The organism is Pseudomaricurvus sp. ABR4_320, from assembly GCF_056159445.1.
The window spans coordinates 130733-152309 of record NZ_JBSWVF010000009.1; the positions used below are offsets into that span (position 1 = coordinate 130733).

Genomic DNA, 21577 nt, shown 5'->3' on the forward strand with positions numbered 1-21577 from the left:
TGGTTCGCACTCTGAATATAATGAGAACATTAGTTCGTAGTGTGAACACGGAGGTTGAGAAGCTCTCATAGTGTTCACCTACCACGAATACAAGAGGAGTCTGCCTGTGTACGCGATGTTGATTAACGGTGAGATGGTCACCGGGAGCAGTGGTTTTGATGTTATTGATCCCGCGACAGAAAACGTCCTGGGGCAAGCGCCCGTTTGTACGGAAGCTCAATTAACTACGGCCATTGAATCAGCTCACGCAGCACTTGGACATTGGCAGAGCGACATCGAATCACGTCGCAAGGTGCTGGAAGCCTGTGCTGACGTGTTTCGGGCCAACGCCGATGAACTGGCGTCTTTGTTAAGTGCAGAACAGGGCAAGCCCGTGCCTCGAGCCCGCTACGAAATCATGGGGGCGGCCAGTTGGTTTGCGTTTACCGCAGGCATGGAATTGCCGGTAGAAGTCCTCAAGGATGACGAGCTGGCCCGGGTTGAAGTCCACAGAGAGCCTGTGGGTGTCGTGGCCGCGATCGCTCCCTGGAACTATCCATTGATGACCTTGGCGTGGAAGCTGGCGCCGGCGTTGCTCGCTGGCAACACTTTGGTTTTTAAACCGTCACCTTTTACGCCGTTGGCGACCTTGGCCGCCGCACGCTTGCTGCAGTCGATCATTCCCGCTGGGGTGGTCAGCATCGTGACCGGTGGTGACGAACTCGGCAAGGCCATGGTGGCTCATCCGTTGGTTCGCAAAGTGTCCTTTACCGGTTCTACCGAAGCAGGTTGTCATGTGGCGCAATCGGCCGCCGCAGCGCTCAAGCGTGTCACTCTGGAACTGGGGGGTAACGATCCGGCGATCGTTTTGCCTGGCGTCGATGTCGCCGCCGTCGCACAGAAAATATTTACCGCCGGTTTTGAAAACACCGGCCAGGTGTGTGCGGCGATTAAGCGTGTTTATGTGCACAAATCGATCAGCACAGAATTTACGACGGCTCTGGTTGAACTGGCAAAGGCTGCGGTTGTTGGTGACGGACGCGATGAGGCGACCACGTTGGGGCCGATCAATAACCGGCCTCAATTTGAGCGTGTGGTGAGCCTGGTGGAAAGTGCCCGAGCGCTTGGTGGTGAAATCCTGTGCGGCGGTGAGCGCATTGGCAATCAAGGTTATTTTTATGCGCCCACAATCGTTACCGGTCTGGCAGACGATGCACCACTGGTTGCTGAAGAGCAATTTGGCCCGGCCTTACCCGTTTTGGAATTCGACGAATTGGATGATGTTATCAAGCGCGCTAACGACACCAGTTTTGGTTTGTCCGCCTCGGTCTGGGGCGAAGAGGCCGATGCGCGCAAGGTTGCCAGCCAGCTGCAGGCCGGCACTGTGTGGGTCAATCAACACTTGGCAATCATTCCGCAAGCGCCCATCTGTGGCGTGAAGCTCTCTGGTCTCGGCGTCGAAAACGGCCGTTGGGGGCTGGAAAGTTATACCCAAATTAAAACGATATCGATGGCTAAACCGCAGCAAGTTTGAGGAGAAAAACTATGATCGTTCACGACATTTCAATGGATATCGAGCCTGGCATGCTTTATTGGCGCGATGGAAAGCCACCCGAGCATATTTCGGTTGAGCGTATGGATGATGGCGCGCCCTCAGAGGTGACCCGCTGGTTAATGGGCTCACACACTGGGACGCATATCGATGCGCCCAGTCACTTTGTAAAAGGTGCGCCAACCGTTGACCAGTTACCTTTGGATACCTTTGTGGGATCGACACGGGTTGTAGATTTAACCGCGAACGGCGATCGGGCCATTACTGCAGCGGACGTCGAAGCCGCTAATCTGAATGGCGCCACCCGGGTTTTGTTCCGCACGACCAATTCTGACAAGCGCATGCATAAAAAAGAATACTCACACGATTGGGTGGGTGTTGATCCCAGTGCGGCGCAGGCCCTGGTTGATGCTGGCGTAAAAATTGTTGGCTTGGACTATGTCACCATTGAAGCAAAAGAACACACCGAAGAGTGGCCCACACATCATATCTTGTGCGGTGCTGGTGTTGTGATTCTTGAAGGAGCCAAGCTCACCAATATCAAAGATGGCACCTATTTTATGTGCTGTTTGCCGATGCGCCTTAAAAATTCTGAAGCTGCTGCGACGCGCACGATTCTTATCGAAGGCGTTAGCGAAGACTGATCATGCAAGGTGCCATAGCAACTCCTCATCATCTCGCCTCAGCGGCGGGGCGCGAAGCCTACGCACAGGGCGGCAATGCTATAGATGCGGCCTTGGCTGCGGCGGCCGCTCTGACGGTGGTGTATCCCCACCAGTGTGCGCTCGGTGGCGATCTTTTCGCACTGGTGAAAACGCCTCAGGGAACCTTTGCCTGTAACGGTTCCGGTGCGGCACCGGCAGGGATGACGGCGGCGTGGCTGCGGCAAGAATACGGCCAGATTCCGGATTACGGTGTCGATGCTATTACGACGCCGGGTCTCGTGTCTGGTTGGGACAGCCTTCACAGTGCTGGTGCGACCCTCGCGTGGAGCGATCATTTTACCCGTGCTAAGCAATACGCATTGGACGGTGTAGAGGTGTCTTCCAGTCTTGCGGCGGGGATTCGCTATCGTCAGCCAGCATTGGCACAAGATCCTGGATGCACCGCCTTGTTGTTGCCCGGTGGTGCTCCTCTGCAAGAGGGCGAGACCTTTTATCAGCCAGCGCTTGCAGAAACACTCTCTGTGCTCGCACAGCAGGGCGCTGCAAGTTTTTATCGTGGTGACCTGGCTGGAAAGTTGGTCGCGGGGTTGCAGTCGCTGGGATCTCGATTGTCTGCCGATGATTTTTCCGCCCAGCAAGCAGAACTCGAAGAGCCGTTGCACTATCGGTTTGGTGAGCTAGATCTCTATACCTCAAAACCAAACTCTCAGGGGTTTGTCTTGTTTGAAATCCTTTCGGCGCTTACAGCGTTGAACATTCCTTTGGATGCTGCGGGTGAGAATGCCAAGTGGTTGCTTAAAGCCAGTATGCTGGCGGCAAGGGATAGAGACGCTTATTTAGTAGATCCGCGTCATGCGGATATTGATCTTCAACGTTTGATGGATCCTGCCCGCTTACGTGCATCCATGGGCCACCTTGACGAGGTCAGTCGCGGCATACCGGCTCACGGCGATACCGTTGCCGTCTGTACTATGGATGAGCAGGGCTATGGAGTTTCCCTGATACAGAGTGTCTATCAAACGTTTGGCTCCGCGGTACTGGAGCCTTCGACCGGTGTCATTTTTCACAACCGGGCGCGGGGCTTTTCTCTGGACGAAGGGGCTGTCAATGAGTATCGGCCGGGCGTCAGACCGCCACACAGTTTGATGCCCTTGTTGGTGAGTCGTAACCAGCAGTTGGAGGCGAGCCTTGGCACTATGGGCGGTAGAGCCCAGCCTCAAATTCTGGCTCAGGTGCTCGAGGGTATTGTCAAACAAGAACCTGATTTGCAGCAGATATTACGGCGTCCTCGTTGGGTGGTCGGTGCCAGAGATATCGATTTTCCTCGCGAGACCGTGGCCGTTGAGGCAGATGCCCCACGGATTTTGGATTCGGTGTTGTCCTTGCCAGATCTGGATCTCGCGCGAATTTCCGCGTGCAGTGAAAGCGTCGGCCACGCCATGGCGGTTCGCAAAAACGGAAATGGTCAGCTGGAGGCTGCCGCAGATCCTCGCTCTGATGGCAGTGGCTTGCTCAGCGAGTGAGAGAAACGATGAAGGCTGCAGCGCAGTATCCCTGCGGCTTGAATATTTAACAGTAGACTGTCAATGGCGAGTGCACTGATGGTTTGCGCAAGTCTGCATTGTGCGCAAGTCGCGCAACTGATGGTCTTGCACCCATGGCAGGGTAGTGCCCGAGTTCAATCGTCCTCTGGCCAACGGGCCGACAGACAATCAACAACCGGTTAGGAATCGAGGTGAAAGTGAGCAGTCAAAACGTCAAGCAACGTGCAGCCCAATTGGAGCAATTTCCCAGGCTGTCTGCCATGCCCCGCGTGCAGCACGCGCAGGTGCCTACGCCTCTCATGTATGCCGAGCGGTTAACGGACATGTTGGGTGGTCCGCGTATTTATATTAAGCGCGACGATCTGACAGGTACAGGATTGGGTGGCAACAAAGTGCGTAAACTGGAGTTTGTTATCGGCCGCGCGATTGCGGAAGGCGCCGATACGCTCGTGGTTTGCGGCGGCTTTCAATCCAACCTCGCACGTATTGCCGCCGCTATGGGTAATCAACTGGGGTTACAAGTCGAATTGGTGCTCGGTGGCGTGCCTGGCGAAGCGCGTGATTCCCGTGGCAATCTGGTGTTGGATCACCTTTATGGAGCCAACATTCATTTTGTTGAAACCGTTCCCCGTTGGGAATTCGGAACCAGTCTGCAGGATGTTTGCGATAGCTTAAAAGCCCAGGGTCGGAAACCGTATCTAGTGCCGCTTGGGGCATCCAGCCCGGAGGGCATGGCGGGTTATATCGAGGCGACTTCGGAAATGCTTGGCCAGTTTGACGAGCTGTCCATCAAGCCCGATCACCTGTACGTCGCGGTGGGATCGGGCGGCACCTATTCCGGTCTGATGTTGGGTCAGGCGAATCTGGGCGCGCCCTACAACGTAAGGGGAATCAGCGTCTCTCGTACGCGGGAGCACTACCTTGAAAAGCTACCCGAGGATATGGCCGTTGCTGCCAGTCAGCTCGACCTTAAAGCCGTGCCCGGTGCCGACGCGGTCGATATTGACGATGCTTATGTGGGTGACAGTTACGGTGATGTTACCAGCGGCTGTACCGCCGCGATCAGCATGATGGCACGGACTGAAGGCATCGTGCTCGACCCAGTGTATTCCGGCAAGTGTCTACACGGTTTGATCGACCATATTGAAAAAGGTCTTGTACGCCGGGATGAGACGGTTGTCTTTCTGCACACCGGTGGTTGGCCAGCACTGTTTGCCTACTCTCCGGAAACGCTCGGCTTGGCGTCTTAATGCCGCAATTGATTTCACTCTAGTTCATGGGCTCCTTCGGGGGCCATTTTTTTGCCCGCCGCTTTTGCAGAACGCATCTAATCGCCAATTAACTCTTGCGGGGCTCTTCTGTGATAGATAGAATGACGAACATAAATTCGAAATGCGAACATTATCTGTTGAAGCTGTTAGCAGACAGCGGTTTTAAAAAGCGGTAAAAAAAAGCCGTTTAAAAAACAGTTTCAATGGGCCGTTTGCGAATACAGACCGATTGTGCCTCGCGGCGATACGGTTTACGTTCAGGGCAGAAAATACATTTCAGTGATCCGGCCGCATGTGCCGACGCTGTGTAAGACGGTTTTATAACAGGGATTCATCGCTTTGTGATGAGTTCGGTAAAGTTAAGACGGAGATGGTCATGACTGACAAATTACCCCTGGAACAATCGGCACTGGACCATATCTGGTTCCATGTGACATCCCCTCAAGCGCTGAGAGCGCCGGGTGGAATGACGGTATTTACCCACGGTGAAGGATGTTACCTAACCGATGTTCATGGTAATCGCTATTTGGATGGTCTATCCGGTGGTGCGTTCGTCACCAATATTGGTCACGGTCGTCGCGAGGTGGCAGAGGCAATGGCTGAGCAAGCTGCGAAACTCGCCTATGTAACACCGTATAATTTTGCTGCGCCTTCGACCATTGCCCTGGCGGAAAAACTGTCTCAGTTGGCGCCGGGCGATTTGAACCGAGCATTTTTTACTTCTGGTGGCACTGAGTCCGTCGAGACCGCCTTAAAAATTGCCAAGCAGTACCACTGGCTGCGTGGTGAACAAAAACGTACCAAGGTGATCAGCCGCCGCGGCTCCTATCACGGCTCCAGTTTTTACGCGATGAGCATCTCCGGCGCGAGCCACGAGTTTAACAGTAAGATTTTTGCGCCTATGGTGCCGGGTTGTGTGCAGGTGCCGCATCACAATGTGTATCGCCACGACCCAGCGATGTCGGAAGAGGCCTATGCTGAGTTCTGCATTAATGCGGTAGAACAAACCATTATGCACGAAGGTCCGGAAACCGTCGCTGCGATTATTGCCGAACCCATTCCCGCATCCGCGTCGATTTACCTGCCCCCTGATCAGTACCTGCCGCGTTTGCGAGAAATTGCGGATAAGTATGGTGTTGTTCTGATTATTGATGAAGTGATCAATGGTTTTGGTCGTACCGGAAAGATGTTCGCGTCTGAACATTGGGGCGTGCAGCCAGACATCATGACCGTTGCCAAAGGCTTGACCAGTGGCTACGCGCCTATGGGAGCGACCTTGGTCAGCAGTCGTATCACCGATGTGTTCGATTCCGCAGTAGGGCGTGAGTCCGGATTGAATCATGTGATCAGCTTCGGTGGTCATGCGACGGCAGCTGCCGCAGCTTTGAAAAATATCGAGATTATGGAGCAGGAAAAGCTCGTCGATAATTCCGCTGCGATGGGTGACTATCTGCTCGAAGGGTTGGAAACCTTGAAGAAATACCCGATTGTCGGTGACATTCGCGGTAAAGGTTTGCTGACGGCGGTTGAGCTGGTTGCTGACCGTAAAACACGTGCACCTTTTCCTCCTTCAGAGCAAATGATGGTCAAAGTCACCAACAAATTGCGCGATTGCGGCGTGTTGGCGAGAACCTACCAGGTTATTGAGTTTGGTCCTCCGCTGAATGCAGGCCGTGAAGAAATTGAGAAAATTGTTGAAGCGACTGAGCAGGCAGTTGTCTGGTTCAGCAAAGAAACCGGGACTCCGTTATGAGCGAGAAAAAAACGGCAGTTATTATCGGCGCAGGTATCATCGGCTGTGCCATTGCTCTGCAACTCGGGCGCAGAGGCTACCAGACCATCAACATCGATAAAAATCCGGAAGTCGGCTACGGTTCTACCAGTCATTCCTGTGCGGTGGTGCGGTTTTCCTATTCTTCGCTGGCGAGTACACATCTCGCGTGGGAAGGGTACCACTACTGGAAAGATTGGGCGGCGTTTCTCGGTGTGGAGGATGAGCGGGGACTGGCAAAATACCATCGCTGTGGCCATTTAATGTTGCGCATCGATGAGCAGGACCGCCAGTCAGTGCTGGAATTTTATCGTGCTCTGGATATTCCCCATGAATTCTGGGACAACGAAACCATTCACTCGCGGCTGCCACTCTTCGATCTTAAAAAACAGGGGCCAGCGGTTTCAGTGGATGACCCTGCATTTTGGGAGTCGAGTGAATCTGACAGTGAGCTGGCAGGAGGCGTTTTTGCCCCAGACGCGGGCTATATTGGCGATCCTCAATTGGCCGCTCACAATTTGCGTCGAGCGGTTGAGCACATCGGCGGACAATTTTTGCTAAAGCAGGCGGTAACCGATATTCAATCGGAAGCTGGGCAAGTCACCGGCGTTGTGCTTTCTGATGGCACACATATTGATGCACAGGTTGTCGTCAATGCCGCCGGACCTTATTCGCGACAAATTAATGCCCTGGCAGGTGTTGCAGAAAATGCGGGTATTGGCACCCGAGCGTTAAGACGTGAAGTCTACCATTTGTCCAGCCCTCCGAATTTCGATTTTGAAAACAAGGGTGTCATGACCTCTGACGGTGATCTGTACGTGTATTTCCGTCCGGAAACCGGCAATAAAGTTACCATCGGTTCCGGTGATCCAGAATGTGACGAGCAGGTTTGGGTGGATGATCCCGATACGATGGATCGCGGCTTTACCGACCGTCAATGGCAGGCACAGGTTTACCGTGGTGCGCGGCGTATTCCAGAGCTGCCTATTCCCAGTCAGGCGCAGGGTGTTGTCGATATGTATGATGTCTCTGACGATTGGGTTCCAATCTACGATAAGTCCGATTTGGGCGGGTATTACCTGGCGATCGGAACCAGCGGGCACCAGTTTAAAAACGCCGGTGTGGTGGGCGATTTGATGGCGACCTTGATTGATTCCTGTGAACAGGGTCAGGATCACGATCGCTCTCCGGTTGAGTACGCCTGTAAGTACACTGGAGGAAAAATTGATCTGGCGGTGTTCTCTCGATTGCGCCAGCTCAATACCGAAAGCAGCTATTCGGTGCGGGGATGAGTATCGCCCTGTAGCGAGTGACAGCAGGCGTTCGCAGCCCGCTATAACACACGGGCATAGCGCAGGAATCAGGCCGCAATAATTAGCTGACCAGCAATCTTTGTATGGTATCTGAGGTTTGTTGCAACTTCGGCAGAAGCTCTCCGGTCAGACGTTTGCTGGGTGTGGATGCAATGGTTGTCAGAATGTTCATTGCTGCCACCAGCTTGCCGTCGTTGTTGAAAATAGGCACGGCGAGCGAGCGTACGCCTTCTTCAATCTCCGAATCCACAATCGCATACCCTTGCTTGCGAACCTTCTCCAGAATCGAAACCAAATCGACACTGTATTTTTCATTCCATGCTTCAATGGTATCCGACCCGATCGCCTGTAAAGCCTTGCGCAGATCGTCGTCGCTCATAAACGCCAACAACACACGACCAGAGGAGGTCCCAATGGCGGGAAAACGGCGTCCAATGGTGACCACCGGCGCCAGCATCTTCGGAGAATTGGTACGGGCGATATGCACCACTTCGGTGTCATCCAAAATGGCAACGGCGGAGGTTTCACCGGTCGACTCGGTAATGTCATCCAAATATTGCTGGACCACTTTAGACAATGGAATGGTGGCCAGATAGGAGTAACCCAGTTCCAGGACTTTAGGTGACAGAAAGAAATTCTTTTCCTCCTGTTTGATGTAGCCAAGGTGGGCCAAAGACAGTAAATAACGGCGCGCGCCAGCACGGTCTAACCCCGTACGTTTGGACACTTCTGACAGGGTCATCTTGGGGTGGTCGGCGTCAAACGCCTTCAGGACTTCCATGACATGAACCACTGCGCCAACAAAATCTCTGGGTTTATCTTGGGTTGTCGCGCTGGACATTAAAACTCCTTGTGTAAGCGATACAGATCTCGGGCCGTGTAAGCCCATATCCGCGCAATTTTTACGGTAAAAGTCTATTTGCCGAAGAGTGTTGGGGATACGGACCTCCAGGGGTAGCGGCGAATAAACCCTAATACATCGGCCATTATAACCGCACTGGCGGTTTTTCAGGCAGTGATCAGTGGATATTAGTTGCCGACACGCCTCAGGTAAGTATAATAAAAAACAAATGTTCGATATACAAACTTTTATTGTGCAGTAGGTGGCCCATGATCAGTCAGCGTGAAAATGAATTGCTCACCAGTGTCCTGCCGCAGACAGCGGGTGGTCACTTACTTCGACAGTATTGGCAACCAGCCGCTCTGGTCGATGAGCTAAATACAGAAAGGCCGTTGATTCCTCTGACGCTGTTGGGTGAGGCGCTTATCCTGTTTAAAACGCCGGAAGGTGACTATCGCGCCATGGAGAGACACTGTCCCCATCGCGGAGTTGATTTGGCCTTCGGCCGCCTAGAGCAAACGGGTGTACGCTGTCCTTTCCATGGCTGGTTGTTTGATGGCGCCGGTCGTTGTCTGGAACAGCCGGCGGAGCCGCCGGAAAGCCCCATGTGCCGAAACCTGCGAACGACGGCCTATCCCTGTCAGGAACGCAGTGGTGTTATCTGGATTTACATGGGTAAGGGAGAGACGCCGCCACTGCCGGATCTGGATTGCTTTCTGGCGCCAGACAGTTACACCTTCGCGTTTAAAGGCTTGTGGGACTGCAACTGGCTGCAGGCGTTAGAAGTGGGTATTGATCCTGTGCATGCATCTTTCCTGCACCGGTTTTTTGAAGACGACGCGGTAGAGGAATCCTACGGTAAGCAGTTTCGTGATGCGGCTGCCGATTCCGATGCTCCGCTGACACAGATTCTGCGGGAATACAGTCGCCCTGCAATAAACGTCGAGCCGACGTCATTTGGGTTGCGCCTGGAAACCGTTCGTAAACTGGATGAGCAGCGCACGCATTACCGCATCACCAATTTACTGTTTCCCAATGCCATTACCATCCCCATGAGTAATGAAATGATCATTACCCAGTGGCATGTGCCGGTGGATAATCATCGCACCTATTGGTATGCCGTCTTTACCAGCTTTAAAAAACCGGTGGATCGTCAATTGATGCGCGAGCAGCGGTTGGAGATGCACGACCTTCCAAATTACGCACCTAAAGTCGGTCGCCATAATGACTGGGGTTACAATCCCGAGGAGCAGGCAACGTCGACCTACACGGGTATGGGGCAGGACATTAATGTGCATGACCAGTGGGCTGTCGAGTCTCAGGGGCGCATCCAGGACCGGACCCGCGAGCATTTGGCCAAAAGCGATATTGCCATCACCGCCAATCGGCGCTTGATGAAGCGTTGTTTCAAACTGATGGAAGAAGGGCAGTTAGCCGAACTGCCGGGATTTCCTGTCAGCGCAAAAGGCGGGCCGGTTGCGATCGATGCGATTGTCGGCGGTCCGTCTGGTGATGAGAGCTGGCGGGAGAGAGATATGCAGCGCCGCGATGCGGCCCCGTGGGAGGCGCCCTTACAAGCTGATTCCGTCGGCGTTGTGGAGCAAACGTCATGAGTCAGTCATCCAGTTCTATCGGGGCGACAGGCTTTGCGGCGCGAGTATGTCATGACGACAATCGGCAAACCCTGTGCGCGGATGTTCTGCAACAGATGACGGCAGCCGGTATCGAAACGCTGCGTTTATCTTTTGTCGATCAGCATGGCGTGTTGCGCGGTAAAACCTTGGTGGCAGATATGGCTGCTTCAGCGATGGAGAATGGTTGCAATATGACAACCACATTGCTGCTAAAAGATACCGCTCATAAAACGGTTTACCCCGTCTGGCAGAAGGGTGGCGGTATGAATCGCCGCGAGATGACCGGTGCTAGCGATTTTGTCATGTTGCCGGATCCCGCGACTTTTAAAATTCTTCCTTGGGCAAACAAAAGCGCGTGGATGCTGTGCGACTGTTATTTCCCCAATGGTGAGCCGGTTCCTTTTTCGACGCGCCAACTGGCGCAGCAATCATTGCAACGTTTGAGCGATGCCGGTTATGACTATCTGGCCGGTTTAGAGTTGGAGTTTTACGTCTATCGCCTGGACGATGCCAAGCTTGCCGCTGCCCAGTGTGGTCAGCCTGGTGCTGCGCCCGAGGTCAGTATGCTGGCGCAGGGGTTTCAATACCTTACCGAAAATCGCTACGACCAGCTGGAGCCAGTCTTTGACGAATTGCGTCAGGTGTTACAGCAACTGAATTTACCGGTGCGCACGTTGGAATCCGAATTTGGACCCAGTCAGTGTGAAATTACCTTTGCTCCGGTCAAGGGGCTTGCGGCAGCGGACAACGTGGTACTGGCGCGCAGTGCCATCAAGCAGTTCTGTCGCAGAAAAGGTTTGCTCGCCACGTTTATGTGTCGGCCGGGGCTACCGAATGCATTCAGTAATGGTTGGCACCTTCATCAATCCCTGGTAGATCCAGCAACCGGTGCCAATTGTTTCCAGTCGGAAGGGAGTAGCGAGCCACTATCGGAGCTAGGGCGTCACTATGTGGGGGGGCTGTTAGAACACGCTTATGAATCCTGCATTTTTGCCACTCCGACAATCAACGGTTACAAGCGCTATCGGCCATATTCACTTGCTCCCAAACAGATTGTCTGGGGGCAGGATAATCGCGGCGCCATGATTCGAGTGATCGGTCAACCGGGTGATCCTGCGGCACACATAGAAAATCGCGTGGGTGAATCTGCTGCAAATCCCTATTTGTATTTTATGTCGCAAATTGAAACCGGGTTGGCGGGTATTCAGCAGCAAATAAATCCTGTGGATGCCGTCGACGCGCCCTACGATGACAGTGCAAAAACCCTACCGGATAACTTGTTGGAAGCCGTTGATGCCTTTAGCCACAGCGACTTCTGGCGGCAACGTCTGGGAGAGTTTGTCGACTACTATTCCACCATCAAGCGCGCTGAGCTGCATCGCTTCCTCGCTGAGGAGGTAACCGATTGGGAGCAGCGTGAGTATTTTGATCTGTTTTAATGTCCGCTCTGTTGGGGAATGATGAATTACCCCAACTGCATATGCAGCGCTTTTCGATAAGCGCCGTAGGCGGGCAAAAAGCCAATGACTGCCGCACTACCAATAACCATCCCCAGCAGGTTGATATTGGGTGTTAGCAATTGGTTTATGTCAATAAATAACCCAAAGCCCGCCAACCAGTCATTGCCCGCAACCAGAAGCAGTGACAGTAAGCTGTAACCGGCCAAGGTCGCTACGACGGTAATGACCAACGTTTCCGCCTCAATCAAGGCAAAGATAAATCCAGGAGATGCGCCTAATATGCGCATGACAGCAATTTCTTGTTGCCGCTCCCGTATGGTCGCCAGCAGCATGGCGGCTAACCCCAGCAATGAAGCCAAAAGTACCAGTGCTGCAATCAAGCGCAAGGTGTCTTCCATTGCCGACAGCGTTTGCCAGAGTTGCGTGAGGGTTACGCCGGGTAGAATTGCCAGCAAGGGTTCATCCGTGGCCGTATTGATCTGTCGTTGCAATTGAAAAGTTGCCAGTTTGGATTTCAACCCAACCATAAAAGCGGTAATCGACTCTGGTGTTAAATCGGAATTCATGGTCGTACGAGGCGAAGACATCTGTGGTATAGGCACGCCGTTGCGCCAGTTCTTATGGATGGCTTCCATGCCTGCCAATCGGATATGCAGCGTTTCATCGACAGGCGTTCCAGTAGGCTTAAGAATACCGCTGACACGAAACGGCGAATCCTTGTGTTCACTGAAACTGGTTGCGCCGATGCCGTGCGCGAGCACCAGCTGGTCACCTAATTGGTACCCGAGCGCTTCTGCTACGCGACTGCCGAGAACAACGTCGTAGGTGTCCGCAAACGCTTTTCCGGATGCAAAGGCGAGAGCCTGCTGTTGGCCATAGTGAAAGTGGGTAAAGTAATCTAGCGACGTCCCCATGACTCGATAGCCTTTGTGGGAGTCGCCCAGAGAAATGGGAATGGTCCAGGCTACTTTGGGATTGTTGGCGATGGTTTGGTAGCTCTGCCAGGAAATATTGCTGGTGGCATTACCCAGCCGAAATACTGAATAGAGCAGCAGGCTGATATCCCCGGTACGCGCACCGACGATTAAATCAATACCTGAAACCGTACTGCCAAAGCTGGATTTCGCCTGCTGACGTATTTGCTCCACGCCAAAAAGTACCAACACACTGACGGTGATCGCGAGAAACGTCAGAGCAACAGATGATTTTCGGTTTATTAGACTGAGTAAGGCTAATCGTATAAACATCAGCGATTGACTCCTGCTCGATTTAGCGATTCCAAAGAGTCGACACGGGAAAAGTGCTCAGCCAGTGCGTCGTCATGGCTGACAAAAATAACCGCAGTGCCTTGCTGCGAGGCTCGTTCAAACAGTAGCGACAGGAAACTGTCTCGATTGGCCTGGTCGAGCGCCGATGTGGGCTCATCGACAATCACGAGCTCGGGATTATTGATCAGTGCGCGGGCGATCGCGACGCGTTGTTGCTGGCCAATGCTCAGATGACTGGCCGGGCGTTTGAGCACGTCTTGCTTCAGACCCAACGACTGAAGTAGTTGTTGCTCCTCTTGTCGGGGTTGGCGATTTTTCGTGTGGTTACCTGCAAAATGTTTCGCCAGGCGCAGGTTATCAATAGGAGATAAGTGGGGCACCAAATTGAATTGCTGAAAGACGATGCCAATATGTTGTGCTCGCCAGGCGTCCCTTTTGCGACCGCTCATGTCGCCAAGGCTCTGGCCTCGAACCTCAATGCTGCCTGCGGTGGGCGTCAGTATTCCTGCCAGCAGATTTAAAAGCGTCGTTTTACCACTGCCAGAGGGACCTTGAAGAAATACCCGTTCGCCTTCTTGCAGCTGCCAGGTAGGGATGTCCAGTAGAGGGCGGCTATCGCCATCGTAGTGAAAGACGAGATTGGAGATATTGACAATCAAGGTGGGCATTTCCGAAAGATGGGGTTAAGTCTAGGGATGAAATAGGGGGTGACTTTTTCTGTTGGGGTAGCAAGTCAACACAGCGTCGGTTACATAGGCCATAATGTTATGATATAACGTTTCTGTTAAAGTTTCGATGGTTTCGTGTTATGAAGAATGGCCCGGTTCAGAATGAAGGTTTGTCCTACCCAAGATTGCGCCGATGGAGAGCGTGGGTTGTCGCGCTCTTGTGTCTTTGGATGTCTGCGGTGTGCGGGGAAAATCAGTATAAAACCGTTGAGTGGACGGATCTTATGCCCAAGGCAGATCTTGATGCGTTGCTGAATCCTCCGGACTCTCTAAATGATATCGCCGATGGTTCAGAGCAGGATCAAATTGCCAGTCAGATGCAAATGGCCATTGATCAAGCCGTGGACAATGCTTACCAGCAAGCGTTGGTCAGTACCACTGTTGTGCCGGAATACAACGGACAGAAGATTCGGGTGCCGGGTTTTATTGTGCCGTTAGAATTTGGCAAGGGGCCGACACAGATTACCACCTTTTTTTTAGTGCCTTTTTTCGGCGCCTGTATCCATGTACCGCCACCGCCGCCGAATCAAATCATCTTCGGCGAGTATCCCGAAGGGTTTGAAATGACGTCTTTGTACGATCCCTACTGGGTCTCCGGAACCTTAAGTACGACGCTCGTGGAAAACGATACCGCGACATCTGCCTATTCTATGACGGTAGATCTACTGGAGCCCTATGAGGAATAGCGAGAGGCTTGTGCAAGCCTCTCAGCGTGCTGTCGGTCTCATTAAAACGAAGGGTATGCGTCCTTGCTCTGGGGTCTGGTTCGTTAGGGAGAGGCTCTTTCCAACTCCAGATTAATGTCGAGTTTGACCTCAAAGGCAACACTGTCATCGGTGGCCCAGGAGCCGCTTCCAACCTCAAAGTCTCGGCGGTCGATGGTGGCGGTGCCAATAAACATCGCCTCTTCATTTTGCTCTTGCCAAACAAAGGTGACCGCAATCGGTTTGGTGATGCCCTTTAATGTCAGATTGCCGTCGGCAACAAATCCATCCGGCGTTACTCGAATACCCTCACTGAGGTAATGGGCTGTGTTGTATTGGCTGGTTGCAAACCACTGACTGGATTTTAGGGTTGCATCCCAATCTTTGTTGTTGGTTGTAATGCTGGTGGTATCGATAGTGACGTCCAGCAGACCCTCTTCGGGATTTTCTGGATCAAAATAAATGGCCGGCTGAAAAGAGGGGATAGATCCAGTAAAGGCTTCTCCGGCATAGCTATTGTGAAACCGGAAATTATCCTTTGCGGGAATCAATTGCCAGAGAGGGCTCGTGGATTGGCCGCCTGCTGTCGCAGGGTTATCCGTTTCAGCGGCGCTCGCAGATTCTACTGCATCTGCAGATTGATTCTCGGTAGGTGTATCAATGTTATAGGCTTTGTTGATGGTGTAGCCAACAAGAGCTGCCAATACGGCGACCAAGGCCATTGCTGTCACGGCTGTTTTCCCCGGCAACATCCGGGGCAGAAGATTGAGTCCGTCGGCAAATTTGTGATGAAACAACATCAATACATGTCCGATGATCATTGCAGCGATCACGTAAAAAAGCGCGACATGAATGGAGGCAAACAGACCTCTTGCCTCTTTATCTAAACCCGGCACATGGGGAATCGAGATCAAATTGAACCAGGCAAAGGGATAGCCCGCAGTGGAATTTAATAACCAGCCGCTGAGCGGTACGGATATCATCAGCGCGTATAGCCCCCAATGCCCCAGCTTGGCCATGGATTCCTGCTTTTGGCTGAGTCCCAAGGGCGGTGGCGGTGATTTTAATCGCCAAAAAAGTCGAAGGATGGCGAGGACCAGTACCGTAAAGCCCGCTGACTTATGAAGGACAAAGAGTTCAATCTTCTCGGGAGAATTAGGCAGTTCTTCGGCGACCAGCCCGAGGACGATCGCCCAGAAGATGAGTAGAGCAATCAACCAGTGCAGCGATCGCGATATAGCGTTATAGGATTGAGTTGTTGTCACGTAAATTACCTGAAATCGCATGAAACATCACGTCCGAGCACAGCTGGCTGCGGCCGCCGGAGCCCCATTTGGATGGACTGTTAAATAGAGCCTGAGCCCGCCATGCTACGGGAGGATGCACTGAAAAACTATTCAAAAAAATTGATTAATTCGGTGGTTGTGAAATCGTTAATTGTCATTCGTGGGAGTGAAAACGGATAGGGGATTCATAGCCTCGGCGCGAAGGAAGTCTATCAGCGCGATCAGGGGTAGGCCGACGAGGCTGTTGGGGTCTTCCGTGTGCATTGACCTGATCAAGGTAATGCCAAAACCTTCTGATTTAAAACTGCCTGCACAGTCGTAGGGCTGATCCGTTCTAACGTAGCTCTCGATATCGGCATCTGACAGGGATCGAAAATGAACATCGGTATCAATGCAGGTGGTGTGACATTGGAAGGTCTGGGAGTTTAACAGGGCGAGCCCGGTCGAGAAGGTTGCTGTCTGTCCACTAAGGAATCGTAATTGTTCACAGGCATTCTCAAAATTTCCGGGTTTGTTGAGAACTCTGCTGCGGCAGTGAGCTACCTGATCGGATCCGATAACCAGCGCCGGAGTATTCAGTGTTTGCGCCACTGCTTGCGCTTTCTTTTCAGACAGGCGGCGTGCGCGGGATTCCGGCGACTCACCTGCAATCTCGTCCTCCTCGACAGCGCTGGCGATCTGACGAAAGGGCAGGTTGAGCTTGCTCAGAAGTTGAGCACGGTAGCGGGACGTTGAGGCGAGGATCAGTTCCATATTGAGGTTTTCTGTGTCTGTCTGAAATAGTAGGGATTGTGACATCTGATCACTTAAGACGACAGAGTTTAAATAGATATGAATGGAGAAAATGCGGGCTATTATAGTGCCAAAGGAAAAAATTGGCTGTTGACGAATCTACTGCATTTCACTTCGTGACTTTTAAAGGCCGTACAATGAAATTATTCTTATCTATTGCTATCGTAGTGAGTATTTCAGCGTACTGTTTTGGCGGCAATAGCTCTTTTAATTCTCCAGAAAATTCTAAACGGCCTTCTTCCAACTACGAAGAGCTCCCTCTCTTCGTGGCAATGAATTTTTCTGGACATGAGAGAGAGCCAAGAACGTTCGGTGAAAAAATAGAGAAGGCCAGTATCAAGTTTGAACCGCGACAATAGTGATTAAAACCCATAAAACATTTCCTCTGGTGTTTTGTAATTAAACCGTTTTCTTGGGCGCCGATTTAATTGGTTAGCTATTTGGTCACACTGTTGTTGGGTGAGTGTGGCCATACTTTCAGTCTTTGGCAGATATTGGCGAATCAAGCCATTAATATTTTCATTGCTGCCTCTTTCCCATGAATGGTAAGGGTTGGCAAAATAAAACTTCACAGCGTGCCGTTCTTCAATTTTTTGTACTGGTGAAAATCAGTGCCATTATCTGCCGTGATTGTTTTAAAAATAGCAGGATAACGGTTGATTAAACTGATGGCTTTCTTATTCAGTACATCAGTCGATTTATCTGGCAGCTTTCCAATCATGACAAAGCCCGTCTTTCGTTCAGAGAGCGTGACGATACAGTGGCTGCTACCTCGCCCATGAACTGTGTCTATTTCCCAGTGACCTATATATTTGCGGGTTTCAACACTGACTAGGCGATCAGAAATGTGCCTTTTATCTACTAGTCGGCCACGGCTATCGTAGGCTTTATAGCGTTTTCGGCGTTGCTTTGGTGATTGTCTCAGGTGTTGCCAGAGCGTCCCGCCTTCGGTTTTATCACGCCATATATATCGGTAAATGGTTTCATGGCTTGGACGTCGCTTCATCAATCCCAATCGCCGGATGATGCCTACAATTTGTTCTGGGCTGAGCTTGCGGCGGAGAAGGTGTCTTACTAACTTAAAGTCATCGTGTGTATAGTGGCAATTGCGTCTCGATCTTCGGCTCCTAGCCATTCTTCTTCTTTGGGCTTTGCTCGGTCTATAGGCTCCGTCAATGTGAGGACAACTGTTTCTATCAAGGCCATGACCGGGAGGGGGAGCTGGTGTTAGATTCCAACAACCAACCCATACCCGTGATGACCTCTGACGACCAGGGCAATGTTCATCTTGCCGACCCGGTACTTGAACAGTTCGCGGAAATCTACGCGACAGCACTGGCAGAATTGCCGTCTAAAGGGGATTATGGCAAAGCGCAGATTCAACAATATGAACAAATTTCTCAAACACTGAACGAAAACAGAAATCACCTGGCGCAACCCGATCGGCCTTCTTTCGACACCGAACATCTGTACCAAGACGGAGAGCGCGAAGATAAATAGGGAGGCCATTCAGAGTAACGCCCTGTCCGTAAGTTATGCGTTGACTGAACACAGCATAACCTACGGACAGCTCGCGCTCAGAGCGCTGGGATTATCAGATACCTACCTGATGTACATCAATGTTGGAATTCAGCCATCCTCTACAGCCAAATTTTGTAGTTGGTATCATTAATGAGTTCATCCCTAAACTGCCGATATCCAACCATAGAGCTTTCCTTGTCATTCATCTCCGCAAGCTTTTCAGCGGAAAATTCAGTGTCCTCGGTAACCCGGCTGCGCTCAGTTTTTAACGCCCTGCTTTTCACCGATTCACGGTGACGCCGATGCTTGGCCTTCCGTTTTAACGCTGGGTAAACCAGAAGCCACACAAACAAGATCAACGATAAAGGGGGCGACACTAAGAAGAGTGCAACCACAAAAACGAAGTTTGATAACAGGCATTTCATGTTCCACCTCCGCGTTACGTTCTGAGGAAAATATAAACGGCCTATGTGATCTTCAGCCGCCGATCAAGGGTCAACGTTCTACAGTATGACCAAGTATTGACCAACAAGCAATAAAGAGACCAATAACTCTGCGAAGATCTAGGTCGAACGAAAAAGCTCTTTAGCTCTCTGTATATAGAGCTGCGGTGACGACTAAGGTGTCTGGCTATAGCTGTAATAGAAAATCCTTGTTTTCTTAACGCAGCCAGGACATACCTCTCTTCTAAGGTGATCTGTTGATACTTCATGGTTACTTTTCACTTCTTGGCGGGAGTAAAAAGACTCTAGTATCACAGGTCCCATCTCTTAATAATGAGAGTGTCGCACTTAGTATATGAATTCGGCAAGTCATCAAAAATTGTCAGAGGGACGATTGATTCAATAACTGAGGGTAGATTCATATCGTTACATGAGGGCGTTGAGCCGGTTCATAGAGAATATCATACCGCGCTTTTTAAAATAAAAGTAAATAAGATTATAAAAGGAAGCGCGGCTCAAGAGCATGTCTATTTTGAATATCTAGTCGGTGGAATTCCAGCTAGCTATTTCGATGAAAGGAAGTATCAGAAAGAAATTCTATTTATGTTGATAGAAACGACATATAAAGGTCCACACCTTTCTATTAAAAATTCCAGGGAAGGGCTCATGGCAGAGGTGGACACATTGTATGAGCTAACCGACGATAGCGCTTTGTTTCTTGAGGGAAAGGTGGGAGATAAAACAGCGGTAGTTACACCGCTTGAGCAAGTGGGTGAAAATCCCACTGAGATGATGGGAGAATCTCTCGATCAGTTAGAAAACACAATCGTTGAACAATATTTAAGGAACCTCTGATTAACGCAGCGATGGCAGCGCAGGTAATTAATCAGAGCTTCCTTAAATTGAATTGACGATGCCCTGAACACTGCTCTCCACGATTCTAGTCTATCAATAACTTAGGTCTCTAGATTCTCTTCAAAAGTTTGATGTTCATTTTGGTGTTGTAAGTTGCTGTGTTATTTACCATTGAGAAGAGAGTGAACACTACAGATCCTGTGGCAGGTTAACCAACCTGCCAAGAAGGGGGCCATGTTATCAATTTTGTGGATAATACCTATACTTTAGGTGTAATTCACTCAGATGTTATATAGGTCTATGGGAAAGCCAAGTTTACGTGTCTATGTTCTGACTGTTGGTATCGGCAGTACATTCCTAATAGGAATATGCGCCTTTATTTGTCTCTATTTTTCGAATAAAAAGATTGAAGAGTATCAAGCGCTGATCGAGCATGATATGGCGAGATCCTTTGCGATTGAAAGTGCTGTCAGTGACTATAAAAAGCAGGTTCAGGAGTGGAAAAATGTCTTGTTGAGAGGACATAACCCCAAAGATCTGGACAAATACTGGCAGCGGTTTCTAGCGTTGCAAGCGTCATTGCAGGACACCAGCCAAAAGATGATCAGGGACGAGAGGATTGATAGCGTAAAAGTGTTATTGGAAGGTTTCAGGCAGTCACACGGAGCTGCCTTGGAATCCTATCGTAACGGTAAGAAAGCCTACGAAAATGATGGATTTAATCCATCAACTGGAGACCAGTTTGTTCGTGGTATTGATCGAGAACCTACTGAAAAATTAGAAGCGGCGGCAGAAGAGATTTTGCAGACCGCAAATAAAATGGCGACGCAATTAGCGGATGAATCAAAAACACTTTTCAGTACTCTGGCTCTGATGATGCTCGCGGCACTTGCTCTGGTTTCCGGGCTTGCATGGTATATCAGTATGTATCGAATTTCACGGCCGGTAACGGAGATGGTTGAAAAGATCAAAGGCCTGGACAGTGGCAGCTATGATCAGCATATTTCTGAGCAATCCTGCGCGGAACTCAGCGATATGGCCCATTGTATTTCGCAGTTGCAGAATAAACTGAAAGGCTTCGTCGGTCGTATGAGCACAGCTCTGATGGAATTAAAAGACAGCGACGATATGCTCAACCAAACCAGTGAAAGAATCCATGCCGGGACGCAATCTCAACATCAACGTACGGATCTTGCCGCTGCTGCCATGGTCGAGCTATCAAGTACGGCCGTAGAGGTAGAAAAGCAAGCCAATGACGCTGCTAATGCATCTGGCCATGCATCGGAGCAGGCCGTTGAAGGTCGCAGAGTGATGGATACGGCGATCGAAGCGATGTCGAACATGAAAGCGCAAGTGGCCGATACAGCGAGCATCATGCAGGTGCTGGAAGAAAATGTGGAATCGGTCGGAAAAGTTCTCGAAGTGATCCGTGGGGTCGCAGAGCAGACGAATCTTCTGGCGCTGAATGCAGCGATTGAGGCGGCTAGAGCGGGAGAGCAAGGGCGAGGTTTCGCCGTAGTTGCCGACGAGGTGAGAACGCTTGCACAGAGAACGGAAGAATCAACCGCAGAGATTCATCAGATCATCAATAACGTGCAGTCCAGTGCCCAAAATGCAGCTGCGGCGATTTCATCCGGAGTATCGACGTCTGAGCAAAGCGTTCGTAATCTGAATGAGGCGGGTCAATCATTAGATAGCATTCGTGAACAGGTAAAAGAGATTTCTGATACCAATCGTCGCATCGTCTTGGCCGCCAATGAGCAGGCCAAGGTATCTTCTGAAATGTCAGAAACCATCTCGGATGTAGCCAGTACCGCGAGCGAGTCTGCAAGTCAGGCCGATACGGTAATGAGCGCCGCCGGTCGCATCAAGTCGATTCGTGAAGACTTTGATGTGATTATGCGTCAATTGGCCGAGTCTCGGTAGTGCAAAACTACCTTATCTTTTGGA

General features: G+C 51.1%; 19 protein-coding genes and 1 pseudogene. 12 read left to right on the forward strand and 8 right to left on the reverse strand.

Features of this window, described 5'->3' with window-relative positions; all coding sequences use genetic code 11:
• The first annotated feature begins 115 nt into the window (after nucleotides 1-115).
• The 6 genes from ACXAFR_RS18115 (at nucleotide 116) to ACXAFR_RS18140 (ending at nucleotide 8074) form a co-directional block, all read left to right on the forward strand.
• Entirely contained in the window at nucleotides 116-1513 is a 1398-nt protein-coding gene (locus ACXAFR_RS18115) for an aldehyde dehydrogenase family protein (protein ID WP_475179438.1), read from the forward strand.
• 11 nt (nucleotides 1514-1524) lie between these two features.
• A complete protein-coding gene (locus tag ACXAFR_RS18120) occupies nucleotides 1525-2175 on the forward strand; it encodes a cyclase family protein (RefSeq protein WP_475179262.1) in 651 nt (216 codons plus the stop codon).
• Between the two features lie 2 nt (nucleotides 2176-2177).
• Complete coding sequence (locus ACXAFR_RS18125; RefSeq protein ID WP_475179264.1) at nucleotides 2178-3719, forward strand: gamma-glutamyltransferase family protein; 1542 nt, start codon at nucleotides 2178-2180, stop codon at nucleotides 3717-3719.
• 212 nt (nucleotides 3720-3931) lie between these two features.
• Nucleotides 3932-4990, forward strand: a complete 1059-nt coding sequence (locus ACXAFR_RS18130; RefSeq protein ID WP_475179266.1) for a D-cysteine desulfhydrase family protein — start codon at nucleotides 3932-3934, stop codon at nucleotides 4988-4990.
• A gap of 397 nt (nucleotides 4991-5387) precedes the next feature.
• Complete coding sequence (locus ACXAFR_RS18135; RefSeq protein WP_475179268.1) at nucleotides 5388-6764, forward strand: aminotransferase family protein; 1377 nt, start codon at nucleotides 5388-5390, stop codon at nucleotides 6762-6764.
• Nucleotides 6761-8074: an NAD(P)/FAD-dependent oxidoreductase gene (locus tag ACXAFR_RS18140; RefSeq protein WP_475179270.1), complete on the forward strand. Its 1314-nt coding sequence runs from the start codon at nucleotides 6761-6763 to the stop codon at nucleotides 8072-8074. The genes ACXAFR_RS18135 and ACXAFR_RS18140 overlap by 4 nt, the downstream gene beginning before the upstream one ends.
• 82 nt (nucleotides 8075-8156) lie before the next feature.
• Here ACXAFR_RS18140 and ACXAFR_RS18145 read toward each other — a convergent pair whose 3' ends face one another.
• A complete protein-coding gene (locus ACXAFR_RS18145) occupies nucleotides 8157-8936 on the reverse strand; it encodes an IclR family transcriptional regulator domain-containing protein (protein ID WP_475179271.1) in 780 nt (259 codons plus the stop codon).
• A gap of 269 nt (nucleotides 8937-9205) precedes the next feature.
• Here ACXAFR_RS18145 and ACXAFR_RS18150 point away from each other — a divergent pair, with 269 nt between their 5' ends.
• Both ACXAFR_RS18150 and ACXAFR_RS18155 read left to right on the forward strand, forming a co-directional pair.
• Entirely contained in the window at nucleotides 9206-10549 is a 1344-nt protein-coding gene (locus ACXAFR_RS18150; RefSeq protein WP_475179274.1) for a Rieske 2Fe-2S domain-containing protein, read from the forward strand.
• Nucleotides 10546-12009 (forward strand): glutamine synthetase family protein, encoded by a 1464-nt coding sequence (locus ACXAFR_RS18155; protein WP_475179275.1) that lies wholly within the window; start codon nucleotides 10546-10548, stop codon nucleotides 12007-12009. The genes ACXAFR_RS18150 and ACXAFR_RS18155 overlap by 4 nt, the downstream gene beginning before the upstream one ends.
• Before the next feature lie 26 nt (nucleotides 12010-12035).
• Here the strand turns inward: ACXAFR_RS18155 and ACXAFR_RS18160 are convergent, their stop codons facing one another.
• The gene (locus tag ACXAFR_RS18160; protein ID WP_475179276.1) at nucleotides 12036-13277 is read right to left on the reverse strand and encodes an ABC transporter permease; all 1242 of its coding nucleotides are present in this window, start codon (nucleotides 13275-13277) and stop codon (nucleotides 12036-12038) included.
• Entirely contained in the window at nucleotides 13277-13966 is a 690-nt protein-coding gene (locus ACXAFR_RS18165) for an ABC transporter ATP-binding protein (protein ID WP_475179279.1), read from the reverse strand. Before ACXAFR_RS18165 ends, ACXAFR_RS18160 begins: the two co-directional genes overlap by 1 nt.
• Nucleotides 13967-14106: 140 nt before the next feature.
• Here ACXAFR_RS18165 and ACXAFR_RS18170 point away from each other — a divergent pair, with 140 nt between their 5' ends.
• Nucleotides 14107-14712: a DUF3299 domain-containing protein gene (locus ACXAFR_RS18170; RefSeq protein ID WP_475179281.1), complete on the forward strand. Its 606-nt coding sequence runs from the start codon at nucleotides 14107-14109 to the stop codon at nucleotides 14710-14712.
• Between the two features lie 83 nt (nucleotides 14713-14795).
• On the opposite strand, the gene ACXAFR_RS18175 is transcribed toward ACXAFR_RS18170, so the two are convergent.
• The 3 genes and pseudogenes from ACXAFR_RS18175 to ACXAFR_RS18185 form a co-directional block, all read right to left on the reverse strand.
• Nucleotides 14796-15995, reverse strand: coding sequence for a cytochrome b/b6 domain-containing protein (locus tag ACXAFR_RS18175; RefSeq protein WP_475179282.1), 1200 nt, complete (start codon nucleotides 15993-15995; stop codon nucleotides 14796-14798).
• Between the two features lie 168 nt (nucleotides 15996-16163).
• On the reverse strand, nucleotides 16164-16814 hold the full coding sequence (locus ACXAFR_RS18180; protein WP_475179285.1) for a Maf family protein: 651 nt from the start codon (nucleotides 16812-16814) through the stop codon (nucleotides 16164-16166).
• 356 nt (nucleotides 16815-17170) lie between these two features.
• Nucleotides 17171-18009, reverse strand: a pseudogene (locus ACXAFR_RS18185) (IS30 family transposase); the annotation flags it as partial.
• Nucleotides 18010-18032: 23 nt separating this feature from the next.
• Here ACXAFR_RS18185 and ACXAFR_RS18190 point away from each other — a divergent pair.
• Entirely contained in the window at nucleotides 18033-18308 is a 276-nt protein-coding gene (locus tag ACXAFR_RS18190) for a hypothetical protein (protein WP_475179449.1), read from the forward strand.
• A 140-nt stretch (nucleotides 18309-18448) separates the two neighbouring features.
• Here ACXAFR_RS18190 and ACXAFR_RS18195 read toward each other — a convergent pair whose 3' ends face one another.
• On the reverse strand, nucleotides 18449-18754 hold the full coding sequence (locus ACXAFR_RS18195) for a hypothetical protein (RefSeq protein ID WP_475179289.1): 306 nt from the start codon (nucleotides 18752-18754) through the stop codon (nucleotides 18449-18451).
• Nucleotides 18755-18795: 41 nt separating this feature from the next.
• Nucleotides 18796-19041, reverse strand: a complete 246-nt coding sequence (locus tag ACXAFR_RS18200) for a helix-turn-helix domain-containing protein (RefSeq protein ID WP_475179291.1) — start codon at nucleotides 19039-19041, stop codon at nucleotides 18796-18798.
• A gap of 64 nt (nucleotides 19042-19105) precedes the next feature.
• Between ACXAFR_RS18200 and ACXAFR_RS18205 the strand changes: the two genes are divergently transcribed.
• The gene (locus ACXAFR_RS18205) at nucleotides 19106-19627 is read left to right on the forward strand and encodes a hypothetical protein (protein ID WP_475179294.1); all 522 of its coding nucleotides are present in this window, start codon (nucleotides 19106-19108) and stop codon (nucleotides 19625-19627) included.
• 300 nt (nucleotides 19628-19927) lie between these two features.
• On the forward strand, nucleotides 19928-21553 hold the full coding sequence (locus tag ACXAFR_RS18210) for a methyl-accepting chemotaxis protein (protein ID WP_475179296.1): 1626 nt from the start codon (nucleotides 19928-19930) through the stop codon (nucleotides 21551-21553).
• The last annotated feature ends 24 nt before the right edge of the window (nucleotides 21554-21577 follow it).

What these genes read in the sequence shown, in the direction of transcription:
- ACXAFR_RS18115 (WP_475179438.1), top strand. Translation starts at nt 116, where the DNA reads ATGTTGATTAACGGTGAGATGGTCACCGGGAGCAGTGGTTTTGATGTT.
- ACXAFR_RS18120 (WP_475179262.1), top strand. Translation starts at nt 1,525, where the DNA reads ATGATCGTTCACGACATTTCAATGGATATCGAGCCTGGCATGCTTTAT.
- ACXAFR_RS18125 (WP_475179264.1), top strand. Translation starts at nt 2,178, where the DNA reads ATGCAAGGTGCCATAGCAACTCCTCATCATCTCGCCTCAGCGGCGGGG.
- ACXAFR_RS18135 (WP_475179268.1), top strand. Translation starts at nt 5,388, where the DNA reads ATGACTGACAAATTACCCCTGGAACAATCGGCACTGGACCATATCTGG.
- ACXAFR_RS18140 (WP_475179270.1), top strand. Translation starts at nt 6,761, where the DNA reads ATGAGCGAGAAAAAAACGGCAGTTATTATCGGCGCAGGTATCATCGGC.
- ACXAFR_RS18145 (WP_475179271.1), bottom strand. Translation starts at nt 8,936, where the DNA reads ATGTCCAGCGCGACAACCCAAGATAAACCCAGAGATTTTGTTGGCGCA.
- ACXAFR_RS18150 (WP_475179274.1), top strand. Translation starts at nt 9,206, where the DNA reads ATGATCAGTCAGCGTGAAAATGAATTGCTCACCAGTGTCCTGCCGCAG.
- ACXAFR_RS18155 (WP_475179275.1), top strand. Translation starts at nt 10,546, where the DNA reads ATGAGTCAGTCATCCAGTTCTATCGGGGCGACAGGCTTTGCGGCGCGA.
- ACXAFR_RS18160 (WP_475179276.1), bottom strand. Translation starts at nt 13,277, where the DNA reads ATGTTTATACGATTAGCCTTACTCAGTCTAATAAACCGAAAATCATCT.
- ACXAFR_RS18165 (WP_475179279.1), bottom strand. Translation starts at nt 13,966, where the DNA reads ATGCCCACCTTGATTGTCAATATCTCCAATCTCGTCTTTCACTACGAT.
- ACXAFR_RS18170 (WP_475179281.1), top strand. Translation starts at nt 14,107, where the DNA reads ATGAAGAATGGCCCGGTTCAGAATGAAGGTTTGTCCTACCCAAGATTG.
- ACXAFR_RS18180 (WP_475179285.1), bottom strand. Translation starts at nt 16,814, where the DNA reads ATGTCACAATCCCTACTATTTCAGACAGACACAGAAAACCTCAATATG.
- ACXAFR_RS18195 (WP_475179289.1), bottom strand. Translation starts at nt 18,754, where the DNA reads ATGAAATGCCTGTTATCAAACTTCGTTTTTGTGGTTGCACTCTTCTTA.
- ACXAFR_RS18200 (WP_475179291.1), bottom strand. Translation starts at nt 19,041, where the DNA reads ATGAAGTATCAACAGATCACCTTAGAAGAGAGGTATGTCCTGGCTGCG.
- ACXAFR_RS18205 (WP_475179294.1), top strand. Translation starts at nt 19,106, where the DNA reads ATGAGAGTGTCGCACTTAGTATATGAATTCGGCAAGTCATCAAAAATT.
- ACXAFR_RS18210 (WP_475179296.1), top strand. Translation starts at nt 19,928, where the DNA reads ATGGGAAAGCCAAGTTTACGTGTCTATGTTCTGACTGTTGGTATCGGC.